This window comes from Serratia sp. H1w, from assembly GCF_000633355.1.
In the GTDB taxonomy this organism is placed as follows: domain Bacteria; phylum Pseudomonadota; class Gammaproteobacteria; order Enterobacterales; family Enterobacteriaceae; genus Chania.
On record NZ_AYMQ01000019.1, the window covers coordinates 29513 to 46947 of the forward strand.

The 17435-nt window shown below is 54.0% G+C and carries 18 protein-coding genes and 1 riboswitch; of the genes, 14 read left to right on the forward strand and 4 right to left on the reverse strand.

The genetic code is table 11. From position 1 onward, the window contains the following. Positions 1–5 precede the first annotated feature (5 nt). The 12 genes from U869_RS0103675 (at position 6) to gutQ (ending at position 11516) form a co-directional block, all read left to right on the forward strand. Entirely contained in the window at positions 6–1019 is a 1014-nt protein-coding gene (locus tag U869_RS0103675; RefSeq protein WP_025121948.1) for a Zn-dependent oxidoreductase, read from the forward strand. A 104-nt stretch (positions 1020–1123) separates the two neighbouring features. Next, entirely contained in the window at positions 1124–2518 is a 1395-nt protein-coding gene (locus tag U869_RS0103680; RefSeq protein WP_029987867.1) for an MFS transporter, read from the forward strand. A 68-nt stretch (positions 2519–2586) separates the two neighbouring features. Beyond that, on the forward strand, positions 2587–4047 hold the full coding sequence (locus U869_RS0103685; protein WP_025121950.1) for a mannitol dehydrogenase family protein: 1461 nt from the start codon (positions 2587–2589) through the stop codon (positions 4045–4047). Between the two features lie 100 nt (positions 4048–4147). Next, positions 4148–4834, forward strand: a complete 687-nt coding sequence (locus U869_RS0103690; protein WP_025121951.1) for a GntR family transcriptional regulator — start codon at positions 4148–4150, stop codon at positions 4832–4834. 230 nt (positions 4835–5064) lie between these two features. Next, a complete protein-coding gene (gene fbaB / locus U869_RS0103695; protein ID WP_025121952.1) occupies positions 5065–6114 on the forward strand; it encodes a class I fructose-bisphosphate aldolase in 1050 nt (349 codons plus the stop codon). Between the two features lie 240 nt (positions 6115–6354). Further along, on the forward strand, positions 6355–6903 hold the full coding sequence (locus U869_RS0103700; RefSeq protein ID WP_025121953.1) for a PTS glucitol/sorbitol transporter subunit IIC: 549 nt from the start codon (positions 6355–6357) through the stop codon (positions 6901–6903). 15 nt (positions 6904–6918) lie between these two features. After that, positions 6919–7899 carry a PTS glucitol/sorbitol transporter subunit IIB gene (locus U869_RS0103705; protein WP_025121954.1) on the forward strand — a complete coding sequence of 327 codons (981 nt, stop codon included), beginning with the start codon at positions 6919–6921 and terminating at the stop codon, positions 7897–7899. An 18-nt stretch (positions 7900–7917) separates the two neighbouring features. Then, entirely contained in the window at positions 7918–8280 is a 363-nt protein-coding gene (gene srlB / locus U869_RS0103710; protein WP_025121955.1) for a PTS glucitol/sorbitol transporter subunit IIA, read from the forward strand. 10 nt (positions 8281–8290) lie between these two features. Further along, positions 8291–9070: a sorbitol-6-phosphate dehydrogenase gene (gene srlD, locus U869_RS0103715; RefSeq protein WP_025121956.1), complete on the forward strand. Its 780-nt coding sequence runs from the start codon at positions 8291–8293 to the stop codon at positions 9068–9070. A 264-nt stretch (positions 9071–9334) separates the two neighbouring features. After that, on the forward strand, positions 9335–9691 hold the full coding sequence (gene gutM, locus U869_RS0103720; protein ID WP_025121957.1) for a transcriptional regulator GutM: 357 nt from the start codon (positions 9335–9337) through the stop codon (positions 9689–9691). Between the two features lie 84 nt (positions 9692–9775). Beyond that, positions 9776–10552: a DNA-binding transcriptional repressor gene (locus U869_RS0103725; protein WP_025121958.1), complete on the forward strand. Its 777-nt coding sequence runs from the start codon at positions 9776–9778 to the stop codon at positions 10550–10552. Then, positions 10545–11516 (forward strand): arabinose-5-phosphate isomerase GutQ, encoded by a 972-nt coding sequence (gene gutQ, locus U869_RS0103730; protein ID WP_025121959.1) that lies wholly within the window; start codon positions 10545–10547, stop codon positions 11514–11516. Before U869_RS0103725 ends, gutQ begins: the two co-directional genes overlap by 8 nt. A 42-nt stretch (positions 11517–11558) precedes the next feature. On the opposite strand, the gene U869_RS0103735 is transcribed toward gutQ, so the two are convergent. Further along, the gene (locus U869_RS0103735; protein ID WP_025121960.1) at positions 11559–12017 is read right to left on the reverse strand and encodes an inhibitor of vertebrate lysozyme family protein; all 459 of its coding nucleotides are present in this window, start codon (positions 12015–12017) and stop codon (positions 11559–11561) included. A 272-nt stretch (positions 12018–12289) separates the two neighbouring features. Between U869_RS0103735 and U869_RS0103740 the strand changes: the two genes are divergently transcribed. After that, the gene (locus U869_RS0103740) at positions 12290–13129 is read left to right on the forward strand and encodes a DUF4189 domain-containing protein (RefSeq protein WP_025121961.1); all 840 of its coding nucleotides are present in this window, start codon (positions 12290–12292) and stop codon (positions 13127–13129) included. Between the two features lie 193 nt (positions 13130–13322). Further along, positions 13323–14297 (forward strand): OmpA family protein, encoded by a 975-nt coding sequence (locus U869_RS0103745; protein ID WP_029987870.1) that lies wholly within the window; start codon positions 13323–13325, stop codon positions 14295–14297. Between the two features lie 165 nt (positions 14298–14462). Here U869_RS0103745 and U869_RS0103750 read toward each other — a convergent pair whose 3' ends face one another. The 3 genes from U869_RS0103750 to thiM all read right to left on the reverse strand — a co-directional run bounded on the left by U869_RS0103750 (position 14463) and on the right by thiM (position 17187). Then, positions 14463–15476, reverse strand: coding sequence for a Fic family protein (locus U869_RS0103750; RefSeq protein ID WP_025121963.1), 1014 nt, complete (start codon positions 15474–15476; stop codon positions 14463–14465). A gap of 119 nt (positions 15477–15595) precedes the next feature. After that, positions 15596–16396, reverse strand: coding sequence for a bifunctional hydroxymethylpyrimidine kinase/phosphomethylpyrimidine kinase (gene thiD, locus U869_RS0103755; RefSeq protein ID WP_025121964.1), 801 nt, complete (start codon positions 16394–16396; stop codon positions 15596–15598). Beyond that, complete coding sequence (thiM, locus tag U869_RS0103760; protein WP_025121965.1) at positions 16393–17187, reverse strand: hydroxyethylthiazole kinase; 795 nt, start codon at positions 17185–17187, stop codon at positions 16393–16395. The genes thiD and thiM overlap by 4 nt, the downstream gene beginning before the upstream one ends. A gap of 36 nt (positions 17188–17223) precedes the next feature. Then, positions 17224–17315, reverse strand: a riboswitch (TPP riboswitch). Between the last annotated feature and the right edge of the window lie 120 nt (positions 17316–17435).

Sequence of the window (17435 nt, forward strand, 5' to 3'; positions counted from 1 at the left end):
TTTCCATGAAAAGTATTACTGTTCAACAGCCTGGGCAATTAGTGATTGAAGAGCGCCCATTGCCATCGCCGCTGCCAGGTGAAGTCCGTATCCGCGTGGTTAGCGCTGGGATCTGCGGTTCCGACGTGCATATCCATCGCGGCCACAACCCGTTTGCCAAATATCCACGCGTGATCGGCCATGAATTCTTTGGCCATATCGACGCTATCGGCGAAGGCGTCGAGCCGTCGCGCATTGGCGAACGCGTCGTGGGCGATCCGGTAGTCAGCTGCGGCCATTGCTACCCTTGTTCGGTCGGCAGGCCCAACGTCTGCACCGAATTACAGGTCATTGGCGTACACCGTGACGGCGGTTTCAGCGAATATGTGACGCTACCGGCCAAAAATGCCCATCTTGTGCCGGACAGCATTCCCGACAACGAAGCCACGATGGTTGAACCCTTTACCATTGCCGCCAATATGTGCAGCCAGTTGCAACCCGGCCCGTTAGATGTCGCATTGGTGTATGGCGCGGGCCCGATGGGCCTCACCTCCATTCAGGCTCTGCGCGGCGTCTACGGCGTCAAAGAGATTATTGTCGCCGACCGTATCGATGAACGGCTGGCGATGGCTACCGCCAACGGCGCGGATCGGGTGATCAACAATACCCATCAGGATTTGGCCAGTGAGCTGCAAAAGCTCGGCATCCGGCCAACGCTGATCATCGATGCGGCCTGCCATCCGGCCATTCTGCCAGAAGCCATCGGCCTGGCGTCCCCAGCCGCGCGCATTGGCATTATGGGCTTCTCTGCCGAGCCTTGCGTGCTCAGCCAGCAAGCCATTACCAGTAAAGAGATCTCGATTTTCAGCTCACGCCTGAACAGCAACCGCTTCCCACAGGTGATTGCCTGGATGACGGAACACAAAATCCAGCCGGAAAAGCTGATCACCCATCAGTTTGGCTATACGCAGGTGCTCGAAGCGATGGAGATCTTCGAAAAAGACCAAAAACAGTGCTGTAAGGTTCTATTGAAATTCTGACCTGTTCCCTCCGGCGACAGCCCTGGTCGCTGGAGGGAGACCAGGGCTTCTGAACCTAATCTTTGCCGTACCTACAACAACAATTTGCAGAGAACAGAACAATGATGAACGCAAAAATTGACAACACTCAGCCGGAAAGAAGTACCTCGGACCTGATCAAGGCGGCCGTTTCCGGCTGGCTTGGTACTGCGCTGGAATTTATGGATTTTCAGCTTTATTCACTAGGCGCAGCGTTAGTTTTTCATGAAATATTTTTCCCGGAGCAGTCTGCCGCCATGGCATTGATTCTGGCGATGGGAACCTACGGCGCGGGATATATCGCCCGTATCGCCGGGGCCTTCTTCTTCGGGCGCATGGGGGATACCATTGGCCGTAAGCGGGTGCTGTTTATTACCATTACCATGATGGGGATTTGCACCACCTTAATCGGCGTACTGCCCACCTATGCGCAGATCGGTATTTTTGCTCCTTTACTGCTGGTGTTGCTGCGTATTATTCAAGGGCTGGGCGCGGGCGCGGAAATATCCGGTGCCGGTACCATGCTGGCCGAATATGCGCCTAAAGGTAAACGCGGCATTATCTCCTCGCTGGTTGCCATGGGCACCAACTGCGGCACGCTGTCGGCGACCGCTATCTGGGCGGTGATGTTCTTCTTCCTGTCAAAAGAAGAGCTGCTGGCATGGGGCTGGCGCGTCCCGTTCCTGGCTAGCGTAGTGGTCATGCTGTTCGCCATCTGGCTGCGTATGAACCTGAAAGAAAGCCCAGTTTTTGAAAAGGTTAACGACGATAGCACCACCGCAACTCCGGTTAACGCCGTGGCAGATAATACCCATTCGCTGGCGGCGATGTTCACCAGCAAATCCTTCTGGCTGGCTACCGGGCTGCGTTTTGGTCAGGCGGGCAACTCCGGTCTGATCCAGACTTTCCTGGCCGGTTATCTGGTGCAAACCCTGCTGTTTGAGAAGGCCATCCCAACCGATGCCCTGATGATCAGCTCCGCCATCGGCTTTATTACCATTCCGTTGCTGGGCTGGCTCTCCGATAAGATCGGCCGCCGGATACCTTATATTCTGGTCAATATCTCCGCCATCATTCTGGCTTATCCGATGATCTCGATGATTGTGGATAAGACCAATGAGGTGAACGTGATTATGGCCTCGATCATTATCATTCATAACGTTGCGGTGCTGGGGCTGTTTGCGCTGGAAAACATCACCATGGCGGAAATGTTTGGTTCCCGTAACCGCTTCACCCGCATGGCCATCTCCAAAGAGGCCGGTGGTTTGGTGGCGGTCGGCTTCGGCCCGGTATTAGCCGGTATCTTCTGCAATATGACCGACTCCTGGTGGCCCATCGCCGTCATGATGATCGTTTACTCCGTTATCGGCTTGCTGGCCGCCATTTTGATGCCTGAGGTGAAAGATCGCGACCTGAGCCTGGCAGAAGATGCAGCAGAGACCCCAGCGTTACCGGTGGCCCAACGCGTACGCAGTCATTAATTCCTCTTCGATTACCTGCCGCAGATAACGTTCTGCGGCAATCGATCCATCACACAGTGAGTTTTAACATGGATAGCAAGCTGTTGGCGGCCAACGCCATTGTTCCACAGTACGATCGCAGCAAACTGGTTCCGCGCCTGGTACATTTGGGCTTCGGGGCTTTTCATCGCGCCCATCAGGCGGTGTATGCCGATATCCTGGCACAGGAGCACGGCAGTGACTGGGGGTATTGTGAAATCAACCTGATCGGGGGCGAACAGCAAATCGCCGATCTCAAGCAGCAGGACATGCTGTACAGCGTGGCAGAGATGTCCGCCGATGCCTGGCAATGCCGGGTGGTAGGCGTAGTGAAACAGGCGCTGCATGCGCAAGTCGACGGGCTGGATGCAGTGTTCCGCGCCCTGGCTCAGCCTGAAGTGGCGATTGTCTCCATGACCATCACCGAAAAAGGCTATTGCCATTCCCCTGCCACCGGCCAGTTACAGCTGGAGCATCCGCTGATTGTACAAGACCTGGCTAATCCGCAGCGTCCACAAAGCGCCGTTGGGGTCATCGTCGAAGCCCTGGCACAGCGTAAGGCTGCCGGACAGCCAGCATTTAGCGTCATGTCTTGCGACAACATGCCGGAGAACGGCCATGTCACCCGCAACGTGATCACCGCCTATGCCAAAGCACTCGATCCAGCCTTGGCGGCGTGGATCGCAACCCAGGTCACCTTCCCTTCCACCATGGTCGATCGCATCGTGCCCGCCGTAACACCAGATACCCTAGCCCAGGTTGCACAGCAGACTGGCGTGCAGGATCCGGCCGCCGTAGCCTGCGAACCGTTCCGCCAATGGGTAATTGAGGATAATTTTGTCGCAGGCCGCCCGGCATGGGAAAAAGCCGGGGCCGAGCTGGTCAACGATGTCTTGCCGTTTGAAGAGATGAAACTACGCATGCTGAACGGCAGCCACTCGTTCCTGGCCTATCTGGGTTATCTGGCCGGTTATCCACACATCAGCGACTGCATGCAGGATGAGCATTATGTCAATGCCGCACGTCATCTGATGCTGGCAGAGCAGGCTCCAACACTGAACACTCCAGAAACCGATCTTGAGAAGTATGCCGATTCCCTGCTGGCACGCTATCGCAACACGGCGTTGAAACACCGCACCTGGCAGATCGCCATGGATGGCACGCAAAAGCTGCCGCAGCGGATGCTGGATTCAGTGCGCTGGCACCTGGCCAACGGCAGCGATTTTGACTGTTTGGCGCTGGGCGTGGCAGGTTGGATGCGTTACGTCGGGGGGAAGGATGAACAAGGCCAACCGATCGACATCAGCGATCCGTTGCGTAAGGAGATCGCCCAGCGTGTGGCCAACAGCGCTGAAGGTGAACCCCGCGTGATGGCGTTACTGCAAATGACCTCGGTATTCGGGCGCGACCTGCCGGATAATCAGCGCTTTGTCAATGCCGTGACCAGTGCTTATCTGGCGCTGTTGGCGCGGGGAGCCAAAGCGACGGTGGCACGCGTGCTGGCGCGTTAGCAACGCATTAAGAAACGGGCGGATTTATCCGCCCGCTTTCACAGCAGTAATCTGCTAGTATGGTGGCATTCGCTATCACTCATACTCATTGATTGTCGCCATGTCAGAATCCTACAGCCTCACGAATAACGTCCCGGTCAATCAGCAGATCTATCGTTTCCTGCGTAAGGATATCGTCGATTGCACCATCCCGCCGGGCACGCTGCTTTCCGAGAAAGAGATCTCCACCCGTTTCAGCGTCTCACGCCAGCCGGTGCGCGAAGCCTTTATCAAATTGGCAGAAGCGGGCCTGGTGCAGATCTTGCCGCAGCGTGGCACCTTCGTGATGAAAATCTCTGCCAAACGGGTGGCTGACGGGCGCTTTATCCGTCAGGCGGTGGAATGTGCCATCATTCGGCGCGCGGCCACCAGCATCACTCCCGAACAACTGATGACACTGGAACATAACCTGCACCGCCAGGAGCTGGCGGCACAGAATAATCAGATCCGTGAGTTTTTGGCGCTGGACGATGAATTTCACTATCTGCTGACGCAAATCGCCAACTGCGCCCTGGCCTGGGAAACTATTGAGACCATCAAGGCGACGATGGATCGGGTGCGCTTCCTCAGCCTGAGTGAAGTGTCACCGCCGGAAAACATGATCCAGCAGCATTACCGTATTTTTGAAGCGCTGAAAGCCCAGGATCCGGATGCCGCAGAATTGGCCATTCACGAACACTTGCAGGAAATGATCTATTCGATCACTCCGATTGCCCTGCAAAACACCGACTGGTTTGAAGCCGAGTGAAACCCAATGCCATTCCCTTTCCCACTAGAAAAGGGGAAGCACCCCACCCGCGCTAGCTCGCAAATTGTGCCTTCTAAATAGCATTTCTTCTCAATCGCATCTATTGTCTCTTCGCACCATCAGGTTTTGATTAGTATCTTTTGCCTAGCTTCAATCACCGCTTTTGACTACGCCGGTGGCTAAATACCCAGACTTGCCGGTGTATGAGGAAGCTTTAACGGGAGTGAATCATGACGGATATTGCACAATTGTTAGGTAAGGAAGCGGAAGATCTTTTGCAACATCGCTGTACCACCATCCCTGCCGAAAATCTGTATCTGCCCGGTGGCGACTTTGTCGATCGGGTGATGATCGATAACAACCGCCCGAACAGCGTACTGCGCTCGATGCAAACCCTGTTGAACCATGGCCGCCTGGCGGGCACCGGTTACCTGTCGATCCTGCCGGTCGATCAGGGTATTGAACACTCAGCCGGGGCCTCATTCGCCGCCAACCCACTCTACTTTGATCCGAAAAACATCGTTGAACTGGCGATCGAAGCTGGCTGTAACTGCGTGGCTTCCACTTACGGCGTGCTGGCTGCGGTCTCCCGCCGCTATGCCCATAAGATCCCGTTCCTGGTCAAACTGAACCACAACGAAACCCTGAGCTATCCAACGCAATACGACCAAACCCTGTACGCCAGCGTTGAGCAGGCTTTCAATATGGGGGCGGTGGCGGTGGGTGCGACCATTTACTTCGGTTCTGAACAGTCACGCCGCCAGATTGAAGAGATCTCGATTGCCTTTGAGCGCGCCCACGAGCTGGGCATGGTGACGGTGCTATGGGCCTACCTGCGTAACCCGGCGTTCAACAAAGACGGCGTTGATTATCACTCCAGCGCGGATCTCACCGGCCAGGCCAACCACATCGCGGCCACCATCGGTGCGGATATCGTCAAACAGAAGATGGCCGAGAACAATGGGGGCTACCGTGCGGTGAAATTCGGTTACACCGACGATCGCGTCTACAGCAAGCTGACCACCGACCATCCGATCGATCTGGTGCGCTACCAGTTGGCCAACTGCTATATGGGCCGCGCCGGATTGATCAACTCGGGTGGTGCCGCCGGGGAGAACGATCTGCAAGAGTCCGTGCGCACTGCGGTGATCAACAAACGGGCCGGTGGCATGGGCCTGATCTTGGGGCGTAAAGCGTTCAAGAAATCGATGAAAGATGGCATTGCCCTGATTAATGCCGTGCAGGATACCTATCTGGACAACAGCGTTACCATCGCTTAATCGTTATTTATCAAATCTTTATTTTCAAGGCTCAGCTCTGCTGGGCCTTTTTCATGTCCCTCATCCCATCCTTTCGTCATTAATTTTTTTTCTTTCAAACTAACCTTTCACAATAAAATATTTATCTTTCAAAATGTGATCTATTTAAAACAAAAGCCGAACCAAAGTGGTTACTGTATGACCCATGGCGACAGAGCCGCACTTCGCTCCAGGCCATAGCATCCATCACAGGAGAAAAAAATGATTGAGCTAATAACCCACGGAGCCGAATGGTTTATCGGCCTGTTCCAAAAAGGCGGGGAAGTGTTTGTCGGTATGGTAACCGGCATTTTACCGTTGTTGATCAGCTTGTTAGTTATCATGAACGCGTTGATCAAATTTGTTGGCCAGGAACGTATTGAACGTTTGGCGCAGCGCTGTGCCGGTAATCCGGTATCACGCTATCTGTTGCTGCCGCTGATCGGCACCTTTGTGTTCTGTAACCCCATGACCCTCAGCCTCGGGCGCTTTATGCCTGAGAAGTACAAACCGAGTTACTACGCCGCAGCCTCCTACAGCTGCCACTCGATGAACGGCCTGTTCCCACATATCAACCCCGGCGAACTGTTTGTTTACCTCGGCATCGCCAGCGGGCTGACCACGCTTGGCCTACCGCTGGGGCCTTTGGCAGTGAGCTATTTCCTGGTGGGGTTGTTCACCAACTTCTTCCGGGGCTGGATCACCGATCTCACCACCAGCGTGTTTGAACGCAAGATGGGCATCCAACTGGATCGTCAGGTTCAACTTTAATTTGTGGAGTGCAGCATGTGTGCATATATCCGTATCGAGAAAGGTGCCAGCGGCTGGGGTGGCCCACTGCAATTACCCATCGAGCCTGGCAAAAAGATTGTCTATATCACCGCCGGTACCCGCCCGGCGATCGTCGATAAACTCAGTGAGCTGACCGGCTGGCCTGCGGTTGACGGCTTCAAGGAAGGTGAGCCGCCAACGGAAGAGATCGGCCTGGCGATTATCGATTGTGGCGGTACCTTACGTTGTGGCATCTACCCTAAACGCCGCATCCCGACCATCAATATCCACGCGACCGGCAAGTCCGGCCCGCTGGCACAATTTATTCTGGAAGATATCTACGTTTCCGGTGTGAGGGAAAACAACATCAGCCTGGTCGAGGTTGCCGAGAGTTCTGCGGCCCCCCAACCCCAGGCTCAGCCGAAAGCCCGCGACTACGACACCAGCAAGAAAATTACTGAGCAAAGCGATGGCCTGCTGGCCAAGGTTGGCATGGGTATGGGCTCGGTGGTGGCCGTGTTCTTCCAGGCCGGGCGTGACACCATCGACACCGTGCTGAAAACCATTCTGCCGTTTATGGCCTTCGTCTCGGCGCTGATCGGCATCATCATGGCCTCTGGTCTCGGTGACTTTATCGCCCATGGCCTGACACCGCTGGCCAGTAGCCCAATCGGCTTGGTGACATTGGCATTGATCTGCTCCTTCCCGCTGCTTTCACCGTTCCTCGGCCCTGGTGCCGTTATCGCTCAGGTCATCGGCGTGTTGGTGGGCGTACAAATTGGCCTGGGTCACATCCCCCCTCAGTTGGCACTCCCGGCCCTGTTCGCCATTAATGCTCAGGCTGCCTGCGACTTTATCCCGGTAGGCTTGTCCCTGGCAGAAGCCAAACAAGATACGGTGCGGGTCGGTGTCCCTTCGGTGTTAGTCGGTCGTTTCCTTACTGGCGCACCAACGGTGCTGATTGCCTGGGCCGCCTCGGCCTTTATTTACCAATAAATTGCACGGAGGAGAACCATGAACACTATTTTCCAGACCACCATCACCCAGATTGGCGGCTGCGCCCGTGACGCCCTGTTGGACAACATGCTGATCACCTTCCGCGAAGGCGCCCCGGCAGATATTGAAGAGTATTGCTTTATTCACCAGCACGGCGATACCGCCGGGGAATTACAAACCGGGGGCGTGATGGAGCTTGGCGATCGGCGCTACCCGATCACCGCCGTCGGTGAAGTTGCCACCCAGAATCTGCGTGAGCTGGGCCATATCACAGTGCGTTTTGACGGCGAAACGCAGGCCGAATTCCCAGGCACGATCCACGTTACCGGCAGCACGCCCGCGGATATCCCGTTAGGCAGCACGTTAAAATTTATCGCATAAGGAGTAGATCATGTCTGAAGTAGCTGTAGTGATTGGCGGTGGCCAAACGTTGGGAGCTTTCCTGTGCCATGGCCTGGCACAGGCGGGTTATCGCGTCGCGGTGGCCGATCTGAATGCCGACAACGCCAATCTGGTGGCACAGCAAATCAATCAGGAATTCGGCGCCGATCGCGCTATCGGTTTCCAGGCCGATGCTACCGATGAAGCTAGCGTTATCGCGCTGGCGGAGGCGGTCGACCGGGCCTTCGGTCAGACAAACCTGTTGGTATACAGCGCCGGGATTGCCAAAGCAGCCCCCATCACCGATTTCCCACTAGGGGATTTTGACCGCTCCTTACAGGTGAATCTGGTGGGCTATTTCCTGTGCGCCCGCGAGTTCTCCCGCCTGATGATCCGCGATGGTATCGCCGGGCGCATCATTCAAATCAACTCCAAATCCGGCAAGGTCGGCAGCAAGCACAACTCTGGTTACAGCGCCGCCAAGTTCGGTGGCGTTGGGCTGACACAGTCGCTGGCACTCGATCTGGCCGATTACGGTATTACTGTGCACTCGTTGATGCTCGGTAACTTGTTGAAGTCACCGATGTTCCAATCGCTGCTGCCGCAATATGCGCAGAAGCTGGGCATCAAGCCGGAGGAGGTCGAGAAGTATTACACCGATAAGGTGCCGCTGAAACGCGGCTGTGACTATCAGGACGTGCTGAATACGCTGCTGTTTTATGCCAGCGATAAAGCCTCTTACTGCACCGGCCAGTCGATCAACATTACCGGTGGCCAGGTGATGTTCTGAGGTTTACGGGCTGGTTTTCCAGCCCCTCACCCCCACCCTCTCCCAATGTATAGACCGGGATCTACAAAAACACTGGCTTGGGGAGAGGGAGCTAGTCCAGAGTCGCAGTAAGCATCGGAGTTAATCTGCAACTGGGTTGATGCTGAAGGCAAATACCGTAATCAAATTGTGGCACATTCGGTCCCCTCTCCCTGTGGGAGAGAATTAGGGTGAGGGGAAATTCACTAGACTCTCACCCTTCATTTCACACAGGAGAACAACAACATGACCAGCGCATTAATTACCTTCGCCGTTATCGCCTGGCTGATGCAGATCGCCCTCGGTTGGTGGCAAATCCAACGCTTTAACCGCGCTTTCGAGCGTTTATGTCAACAAGGCACCGTCGGCGTTGGCCGCTCCGGCGGGCGGTTCAAGCCCCGCGTGGTATTGGCACTGGCCTTTGACGCCCAACAACGGGTGTGCGGCAGTATGCTGATGCGCGGTCTGACCATTTTTGCCCAGCCTAAACAACTCAGGCACTTACATGGCATGCATCAACAACAACTCTGCCCTGATGTGATCTTCCCTGAGGATCGGGCATGCCAAACTGCACTATCGTTAGCGATCGCACCGAAATCATGATATTTTCACATTAAAAGACATTACCTTTCATAGTGAACTATCTCACCGAGAGGAATGGTCAACTCTTGTGAATAGGGAATCGCTATGAAACCAAAGCAGCGGCAAGCCGCTATCCTAGAATACTTGCAGCGGCATGGTAAAACGGCAGTGGATGCCCTGGCAGAGCATTTTTCCACGACCGGCACCACCATCCGTAAAGATCTCACCTTGCTGGAAGAAGAAGGCGAAGTGATCCGCACCTACGGCGGCGTGGTTCTTAGCCGCGATGATGGCGATCAGCCCATCGATCGTAAAACCCATATCAACACTGAAAAGAAACGGCAGATCGCCTATGCCGCCATCAAACTGATCGATGATGGTGACTCACTAATCTTTGACGCGGGCAGCACCGTGCTGCAAATGGTGCCACATCTGGCGCAATTCAATAACATCACCGTGATGACCAATAGCCTGACCATCGTCAACGCGCTGGTAGAACTGGATAACGATCAAACCATCCTGATGCCCGGTGGCACCTACCGTAAAAAATCAGCCTCCTTCCACGGCAGCCTGGCTGAATCGGCATTCCAGCAGTTCAGCTTCGATAAGCTGTTTATTGGTGCCGACGGTGTCGATCTCAATGCGGGTGTCACCACCTTTAACGAGGTGCATAATGTCAGCAAGGCGATGTGTGAAGCCGCCAGCCGTATCGTATTGCTGGTAGATTCCTCGAAATTTGGCCGCAAAAGCCCTAATGTGGTGTGCGATCTGAGCGTCGTGGATACCCTGATCACCGATAATGGCATCAATCCGGATTACCTGACTGCGCTACGCGCCAAAGGTATCAATATCATTCTGGTAGGAGACCCCCTTGATGAGTAACGCCACTGCCCTGCTCAATTTTGCCCGTGAAACGCTGGAAATTGAGCTGACCGAAGCACAACGCCTGCTGACGCGCCTGGATGACAACTTCGTTCACGCCTGCGAATTGCTGCTTAACTGCCGTGGCAAGGCGGTGATTTCCGGTATCGGTAAATCCGGTCATATCGGCAAGAAGATTGCCGCTTCTCTGGCAAGTACCGGCACCCCCTCGTTTTTCGTTCATCCTGCGGAAGCCTTACATGGCGATCTGGGGATGATCGGTGCCGATGACGTGGTGATCTTTATCTCCTATTCCGGGCGCGCCAAAGAGTTGGATCTGATCCTGCTGCTGTTGGCGGAAAGCAAGATCCCCGTCATTGCCATGACCGGCGGCAAAGAGTCGCCACTGGCGCTAGGAGCTGCCTGTACTCTGGATATCAGCGTTGAACGCGAAGCCTGCCCGATGGGCTTGGCACCGACCTCCAGCGGGGTGACTACGCTGATGATGGGAGATGCGTTGGCGATGGCATTGATGCGCCAGCGCGGTTTTAATGCCGAGGACTTCGCCCGCTCACATCCAGGCGGCAGCCTGGGCGCACGCCTGTTGAATCGCGTACACCATTTGATGCGTACCGGCGATCGCCTGCCGGTGGTGCAGGAAAGCGCCAACGTGATGGAAGCGATGCTGGAACTGAGCCGCACCGGGCTAGGCCTGGTAGCCGTATGCGATGCGCAGCAAAAAGTGGTGGGGGTATTCACCGACGGTGACTTGCGCCGCTGGTTGGTGAAGGGCAATAGCCTCAATGATGACCTGGGCCCGGCTATCACCCGTCCTGGCTATCGCTTACCTGAACAGTGGCGGGCGGGTGAGGCTTTGGAAGCCTTGCACGAACAACACATCAGTGCCGCACCGGTTGTGGATCTTGATGGCGTGCTGGTAGGTGCCATCAACCTACATGACCTGCATCAGGCCGGGATCGGCTGATTGGCCAAAACGGCAGGGCGTGTCAAATACGCCCTGCATGCATTATTTCCAGTCTGGATTACCCTCAAACTGCTTTTTCAGCAGCGCTTTCATCGCGTCATCCGGCTTGCCCAGCCATTGGTATTTGGCGTATTTCTTCGGATGATCAATTGCCTGCGGCTTATTAGGCACTTCGACCCGCACGCCCCATGCCTGAGATTTGTCGGCCTTGAAAGCGACAATCATAAAGTTATTGGCACAGTCATGCGGCTTGCAGATATTGCCGATCTGATAGCTCTGGTCTTTCCAACTGACAGTTTCGGCTGGCGTAGAGGTGCCGACCCCTTTGCGCGCCCACCCCGGCAACTGCGCCTGGCCCTTCACCATATTTTTCCAACTGGTTTGGTAGCCCGGCTGTTGGATCAAATCGGAGGTAGTGACGATCTGTTCGGCATAACTGCCAGCGCTAAAACCAAGCAGGGCCGCAACCATGGCTCCCTGCAACCTCTTTTTTCCGATCATGGCATTCTCCCTCGGTAAATCAAAAACGTAGTTCCAAGTAACTCAGACCACAATTAAACGAGAAAGTTGGCTTAGCACTTTTCGTCAGGCAATCGGCCAATACCCAATGTTCTCATTATCACGCGATCTTCCTAAAATGCAGCAGTTTCCTTCTGGAAAATATCTATTTCTTTCCCAGGTAATTAAACTGGGCAACCAGCAGCAGCCTTTAGTTTGGGTGTCTAGCGTTGGTCTAAAAGACATTGGACGCGAAGTGGAATAAAGGACTTATTATGAAACAGGTAGTTACAGCAATTAATCTGATGTTCGTGGCAATATTTTCACTTCCAGCCAGTGCCGACATGGAGCAGACGTTAGCCGAGATGAGTGCGGTGACACAGCAACAACAGCAGCAGATACAGATGCAGCAGGGCCAATACCAACAACAACAAGAAGAACAGGAACGCTATCGCGAACAGCATCAGCAATACACACCTGCCGTACCGCCGCCGGTATATTATAGTGCCTTTGCCGTCGATCCAGAATCAAGAAAGTATGGTGGGGCATGGAACTACACGGACTCCAGTTCAGCATTAGCCGCAGCGGAAGATAGCTGTGCCCAGGAAAGCCACTCTAACCAATGTGTCAGCCGCTGGACGCGCGACCGTTTTATTGCGGTTGCCATTTCCACTGATAACCGAATAGTAAGGATGGCAACCTCCAACTCATTCCCCGAGGCAGATGAAACGGCCATAAAAGATTGCAGTAAAGCCGGAGGAAATGATTGCGAAACCGTGTTGGTTTTAGACAACACCACCGGGCCAGTCGAATTGAAGTGGGGTGCCCTAGCCTATGATCCAGATACGCAAAAAATGGCGGCAGTACGCAATCACAATACCAGAGTAAAAGCCCTGGCTGCCGTTGAGCAATCTTGTAACAGCAAAAATTGCTGGACCATCGCCTTCCAGCAAAGATATGCCGCAATGGCGGTGGGACCAGACAAAAAAGTGTCTTACGCAACCTCAAATATTAGTATGAACGATGCAGAAAATGAAGCGCAGAAGGTATGCCATCGGTTATCAAACTCGAAAACCTGCCCTGTTGTCGTGAAAGGTACGGCCAGCGGTGAATAAAGTGCTCTGTCAGTTCCTGATCCTTCAAGATTAATTGAAACGCCAATAAGTTTTATCGCTGTATTTATTGATGACCACCAGCATCGGATTAAAGTTTTAAAAAGACCATGTCGAATACTCGGAACTCACCGCACCGCAATGTCTGAGTATCGCTCATTATACTAATTATCGTTAAATGGAGTTCACGATCTAGATGACACCTATCACAAGAAACGTGCTTGCCGCACTACTGTGTACCCCCATGCTGTTATCAACAGCACTGTCGGTTCATGCTGAAGACGTGGAGGGTTCCAAGGATCATCCATTATTGACACGCTTCGCCGGTGCCGAAATACGGGACTACCAGCAATTGGATTACGATGAAGCGCTCATGCCTGATCGACCTATTCCTGAGGAGTCAACCGCCAAGGCGCTGGAACTTGAAGGAAAGATCACGCGTATTGCCTACACCATCGACGGCAAAAAATCAGCGCTAGAGGTTTACCGGAATTATCAAAATGCGTTACAGGCTAGCGGCTTCAAGACCGTGTTTGAGTGCAAGAACAACGAGCAGTGTGGTGAGCGCTTTCAGTCCTTCGTCAGCGATAGCGGTAAAATCTGCCGAACCAGCCGGGGAGATTTCAGCTTTGGTGGCAAATATAACGTAGTGCTTGCCAAGAAAGAAGCTCCGACGGGTGACGTCTATGTCTTCCTGGACATAATGCAGGATGAGTCTAAAAAGATCACACCTGTCTGCCTGCAAGTTGTTGAGACTACGCCCATGCAAACCGACCAGGTTAAAGTCAATGTATTGGACGTATCGGCTATGCAAAAGGCACTGAACGAATCAGGCAAAGTTGCGGTCTATGGCGTGTATTTCGACACAGACAAGGCCGAAATCAAAACCGAATCTAAACCCGCACTAGACGAGATGGGTAAATTACTTCGTGACAACCCCAAACTTAAGGTCTATGTCGTCGGGCACACCGATAATCAGGGCAACCTGGCAAGCAACATTGATTTATCGCAAATGCGTGCGGATGCGGTAGTCAAAACCTTGGTTTCATCGTACCAAATTTCTGCCGACCGCTTATCAGCCAAAAGCGTAGGACCGCTATCACCCTTGACATCTAACGACACCGAAGAAGGCCGGGCCAAGAACCGACGAGTAGAGTTGGTTAATCAATAGGACAGTAAACGGGCAGACCGAGCAGGATAGAAGTGATATGAGAGGTCTGGTTCAGGCTGCAAGGTATGGTTGAAGGTTAGCAACTGGCATAGTCTCTTGATCAAAAGATCTGCTCAAGAGACAGGGCTGTGGGAAAGGAGGAGGAAATTGGCTCGGTGCTTTTCGTCAAACAACCCGCCAATACCCTTTTTTGGTTGCGCCAACCCTGATTAACCGCTTTCCTTCCTGGAGCACTTTGAGGTTACGTTCAATGGTACGGCTGCTTATCGCCAAGATTTCAGCCAGTTGGGCAATAGTGACGGAGGGATTGCCAGCAATAATGACCAAGATACGTGCACTCGTGGAGCTAAGCGGTGACAAGTTTTCTTCCGACATTTCTTCCGACGTTTCTTCCGACATTGTGGCATGGCCTCTGTCCTTGGCACCAATCCCTTCGGTCAATGCTGCCACCAGCTTCTCCAGCATGAACTCAATAAATGCGGTGCAATCACTAGCCCGATCGCAGACACCCAAGACTCGGTAATAGTCCTGTTGCTGATTATGGATCAGCGTTTCAACCGGCAGCCATGCCAGTTCTGAACGCCATTCGCTCAGGATCAACGTTTGCCATAAACGCCCCATTCGCCCATTGCCATCGGCAAACGGATGTATAAATTCGAATTCGTAGTGAAAGATAGAGCTGGCAATCAGTGGATGAATATCGGTGTGCTTTAACCACACCAGCAGATCGTTAACCAAACGCGATAGTTGATTGGCTGGTGGTGCCATATGGATAAGTTGTTTATCCCGATAGACTCCAACATTGCCGCTGCGTAGCCGCCCTGGAGCATCGACCAACCCACTCATTAATGAGTAATGTGCGGCTAGCAGATCCTCTAGCCGATGGCTTTGCCAGCTCGGCAATCTTTCATAGGTAACAATAGCGTTACGGACTTCCTGTATATCTTTTGCCGGTGCCAATACCCTTTTGCCGTCCATGATCGCCGTCACCTGCTCGGTAGACAAGCTGTTATGCTCGATGGCTAATGACGCCTGAATGGTGCGAATACGGTTCTCTTTGCGTAACAAAGGTGAGGATTGCCCGGCCTGTGCTGCCCAATGCCCCAATAGCTCACCAACCTCAATCACCCGATTCAGGATAGCCGATGTAATGGTATAAGGTGGTTGATAACCCGCCATCTTGCTTCCCTTTATTATTAAAAAAACCGTATTGGGGCTTCGTTCTAGATCATGAAGTGCCGAGGGCCAAATATCAAGCGATTGGCCAGCGAACAGGTTTACATCATTGATAAGTTGGCTCACCACCAGGCATGAAAATGGTGTACCGGCCCAATCCCCTGCCCCACCTCCAGGCTATCGGCCTGCTGTAAGGCTTGTTGCAGATAGTTTTTGGCCGCAGCCACGGTGTCTGCCCAATTGGGGTGACGCGGGCGCAGAGCAGCTAACGCCGCAGACAAGGTACAGCCAGTGCCATGCGTGTGTCTGGTCGCTATGCGTGGTGCACTAAAGCGCTGCTCAAAATCAGGCGTGAACAACCAGTCCGGGCTTTCGCCATCACTTAAATGGCCACCCTTCATCAATACCGCCTGACAGCCCATCGCCAACAGAGCCTGGCCCTGCTCACGCATTTGCGATTCATTTTCTGCCGGAGAACAGGCCAACAAGGCAGCGGCCTCGGGCAAGTTGGGCGTGATAATAGAAACCAGCGGCATTAGCTCACGGCGTATTGACTCCACCGCTTCTGGAGCCAACAACGGATCGCCGCTCTTCGCCAGCATCACCGTATCCAGCACCACATAAGGCAGTTGGTAATGGCGCAGACGTTCTGCCACAACCCGAACGATATCAGCATTGGCCAACATGCCAATTTTAGCGCTATCGATACGTACGTCGCTGAGCACCGAATCCAGTTGCGCCGCAACAAACGCCGGATCGATGTGATACACCGATTGCACGCCCCGGGTATTTTGCGCCACCAGTGCAGTGATCACGCTGGTGCCGTAAGCCCCCAATGCGGAGAAAGCCTTCAGATCGGCCTGAATACCGGCCCCACCGCTAGGATCGGTGCCTGCGATAGTTAACGCATTGATTCTCTTCATTGTAGATCCTCCATACGTAACTGATAGAGGGCATCCAGGAAGGCAGGGGTAAAGCTGCCGGGGCCGGAACATTTCGCCGTTGCCCTTTCACCACACATCGCCATCACCCGACAAGCGGTGGCAACATTATCCAACCGATCGCCCGGCAAACTGCAAAATGCCGCCACGACGGCCGATAGCGCGCAGCCCGTTCCCACCACTCGCGTCATCAATACATCCCCGCCGGTGACGGCCCAGTCTCTCTCACCATCGGTGATGTAATCGGTCTCACCGGTGACCGCCACAATTGCCCCGCAGTTACGTGCCAATACACGTGCCGCAGGTAGCGCCACCAGCGAATCATCCAGGCTATCCACGCCACGAGCGCTGGTTTGCAGGCCGCTCAACGCAATGATTTCCGACGCGTTGCCACGGATCGCCGCAGGCCGCAAGGTGAGCAAGCGGCGGGCAAAGGTAGCGCGATATTCCAATCCTCCAACGGCAACCGGGTCCAGTAACCAGGGGGTTTCCGCCAAATTGGCAGCCTCGATGGCGGCTAACATGGCTTCGGCCCGCGCTGCGTGTAAAGTGCCGATATTAATCAACAGCGCATCGGCCAAGCGGCTGAACTGTGCCGCTTCTTCCGGCTCTACCACCATGGCAGGGGAAGCGCCTAGCGCCAGCAGCACGTTAGCCGTCAGTTCCTGTACCACTTCGTTGGTCAGGCAATGGACCAGTGGAGGTTGGCGTTTAAATTGGTTAAAGCAGGCCGCGGCACGGGTGCCGGGGAGTACATCAGGTCGAGTGGACATATTGCTCCCAACCGGCGTTCAAGAAGGCGGGTACCGGCTGAGATACCGAGACTTCCCTACGCTGGTATTATCCAGATCAGGTAATACGGGTGATTTCTCAGCCCCAAAGGGCACCCCGAGTCAACGTCTTGCCATTATTGGGGTAACGGCCGGTAAGGTCAATCTTGCTGTTTGAGACTGATAACCCTTACAGTTCAAAGTGGTATAAAAAGTTATTTAGCATCGAGGGATAAAAATCGTTTTTTATG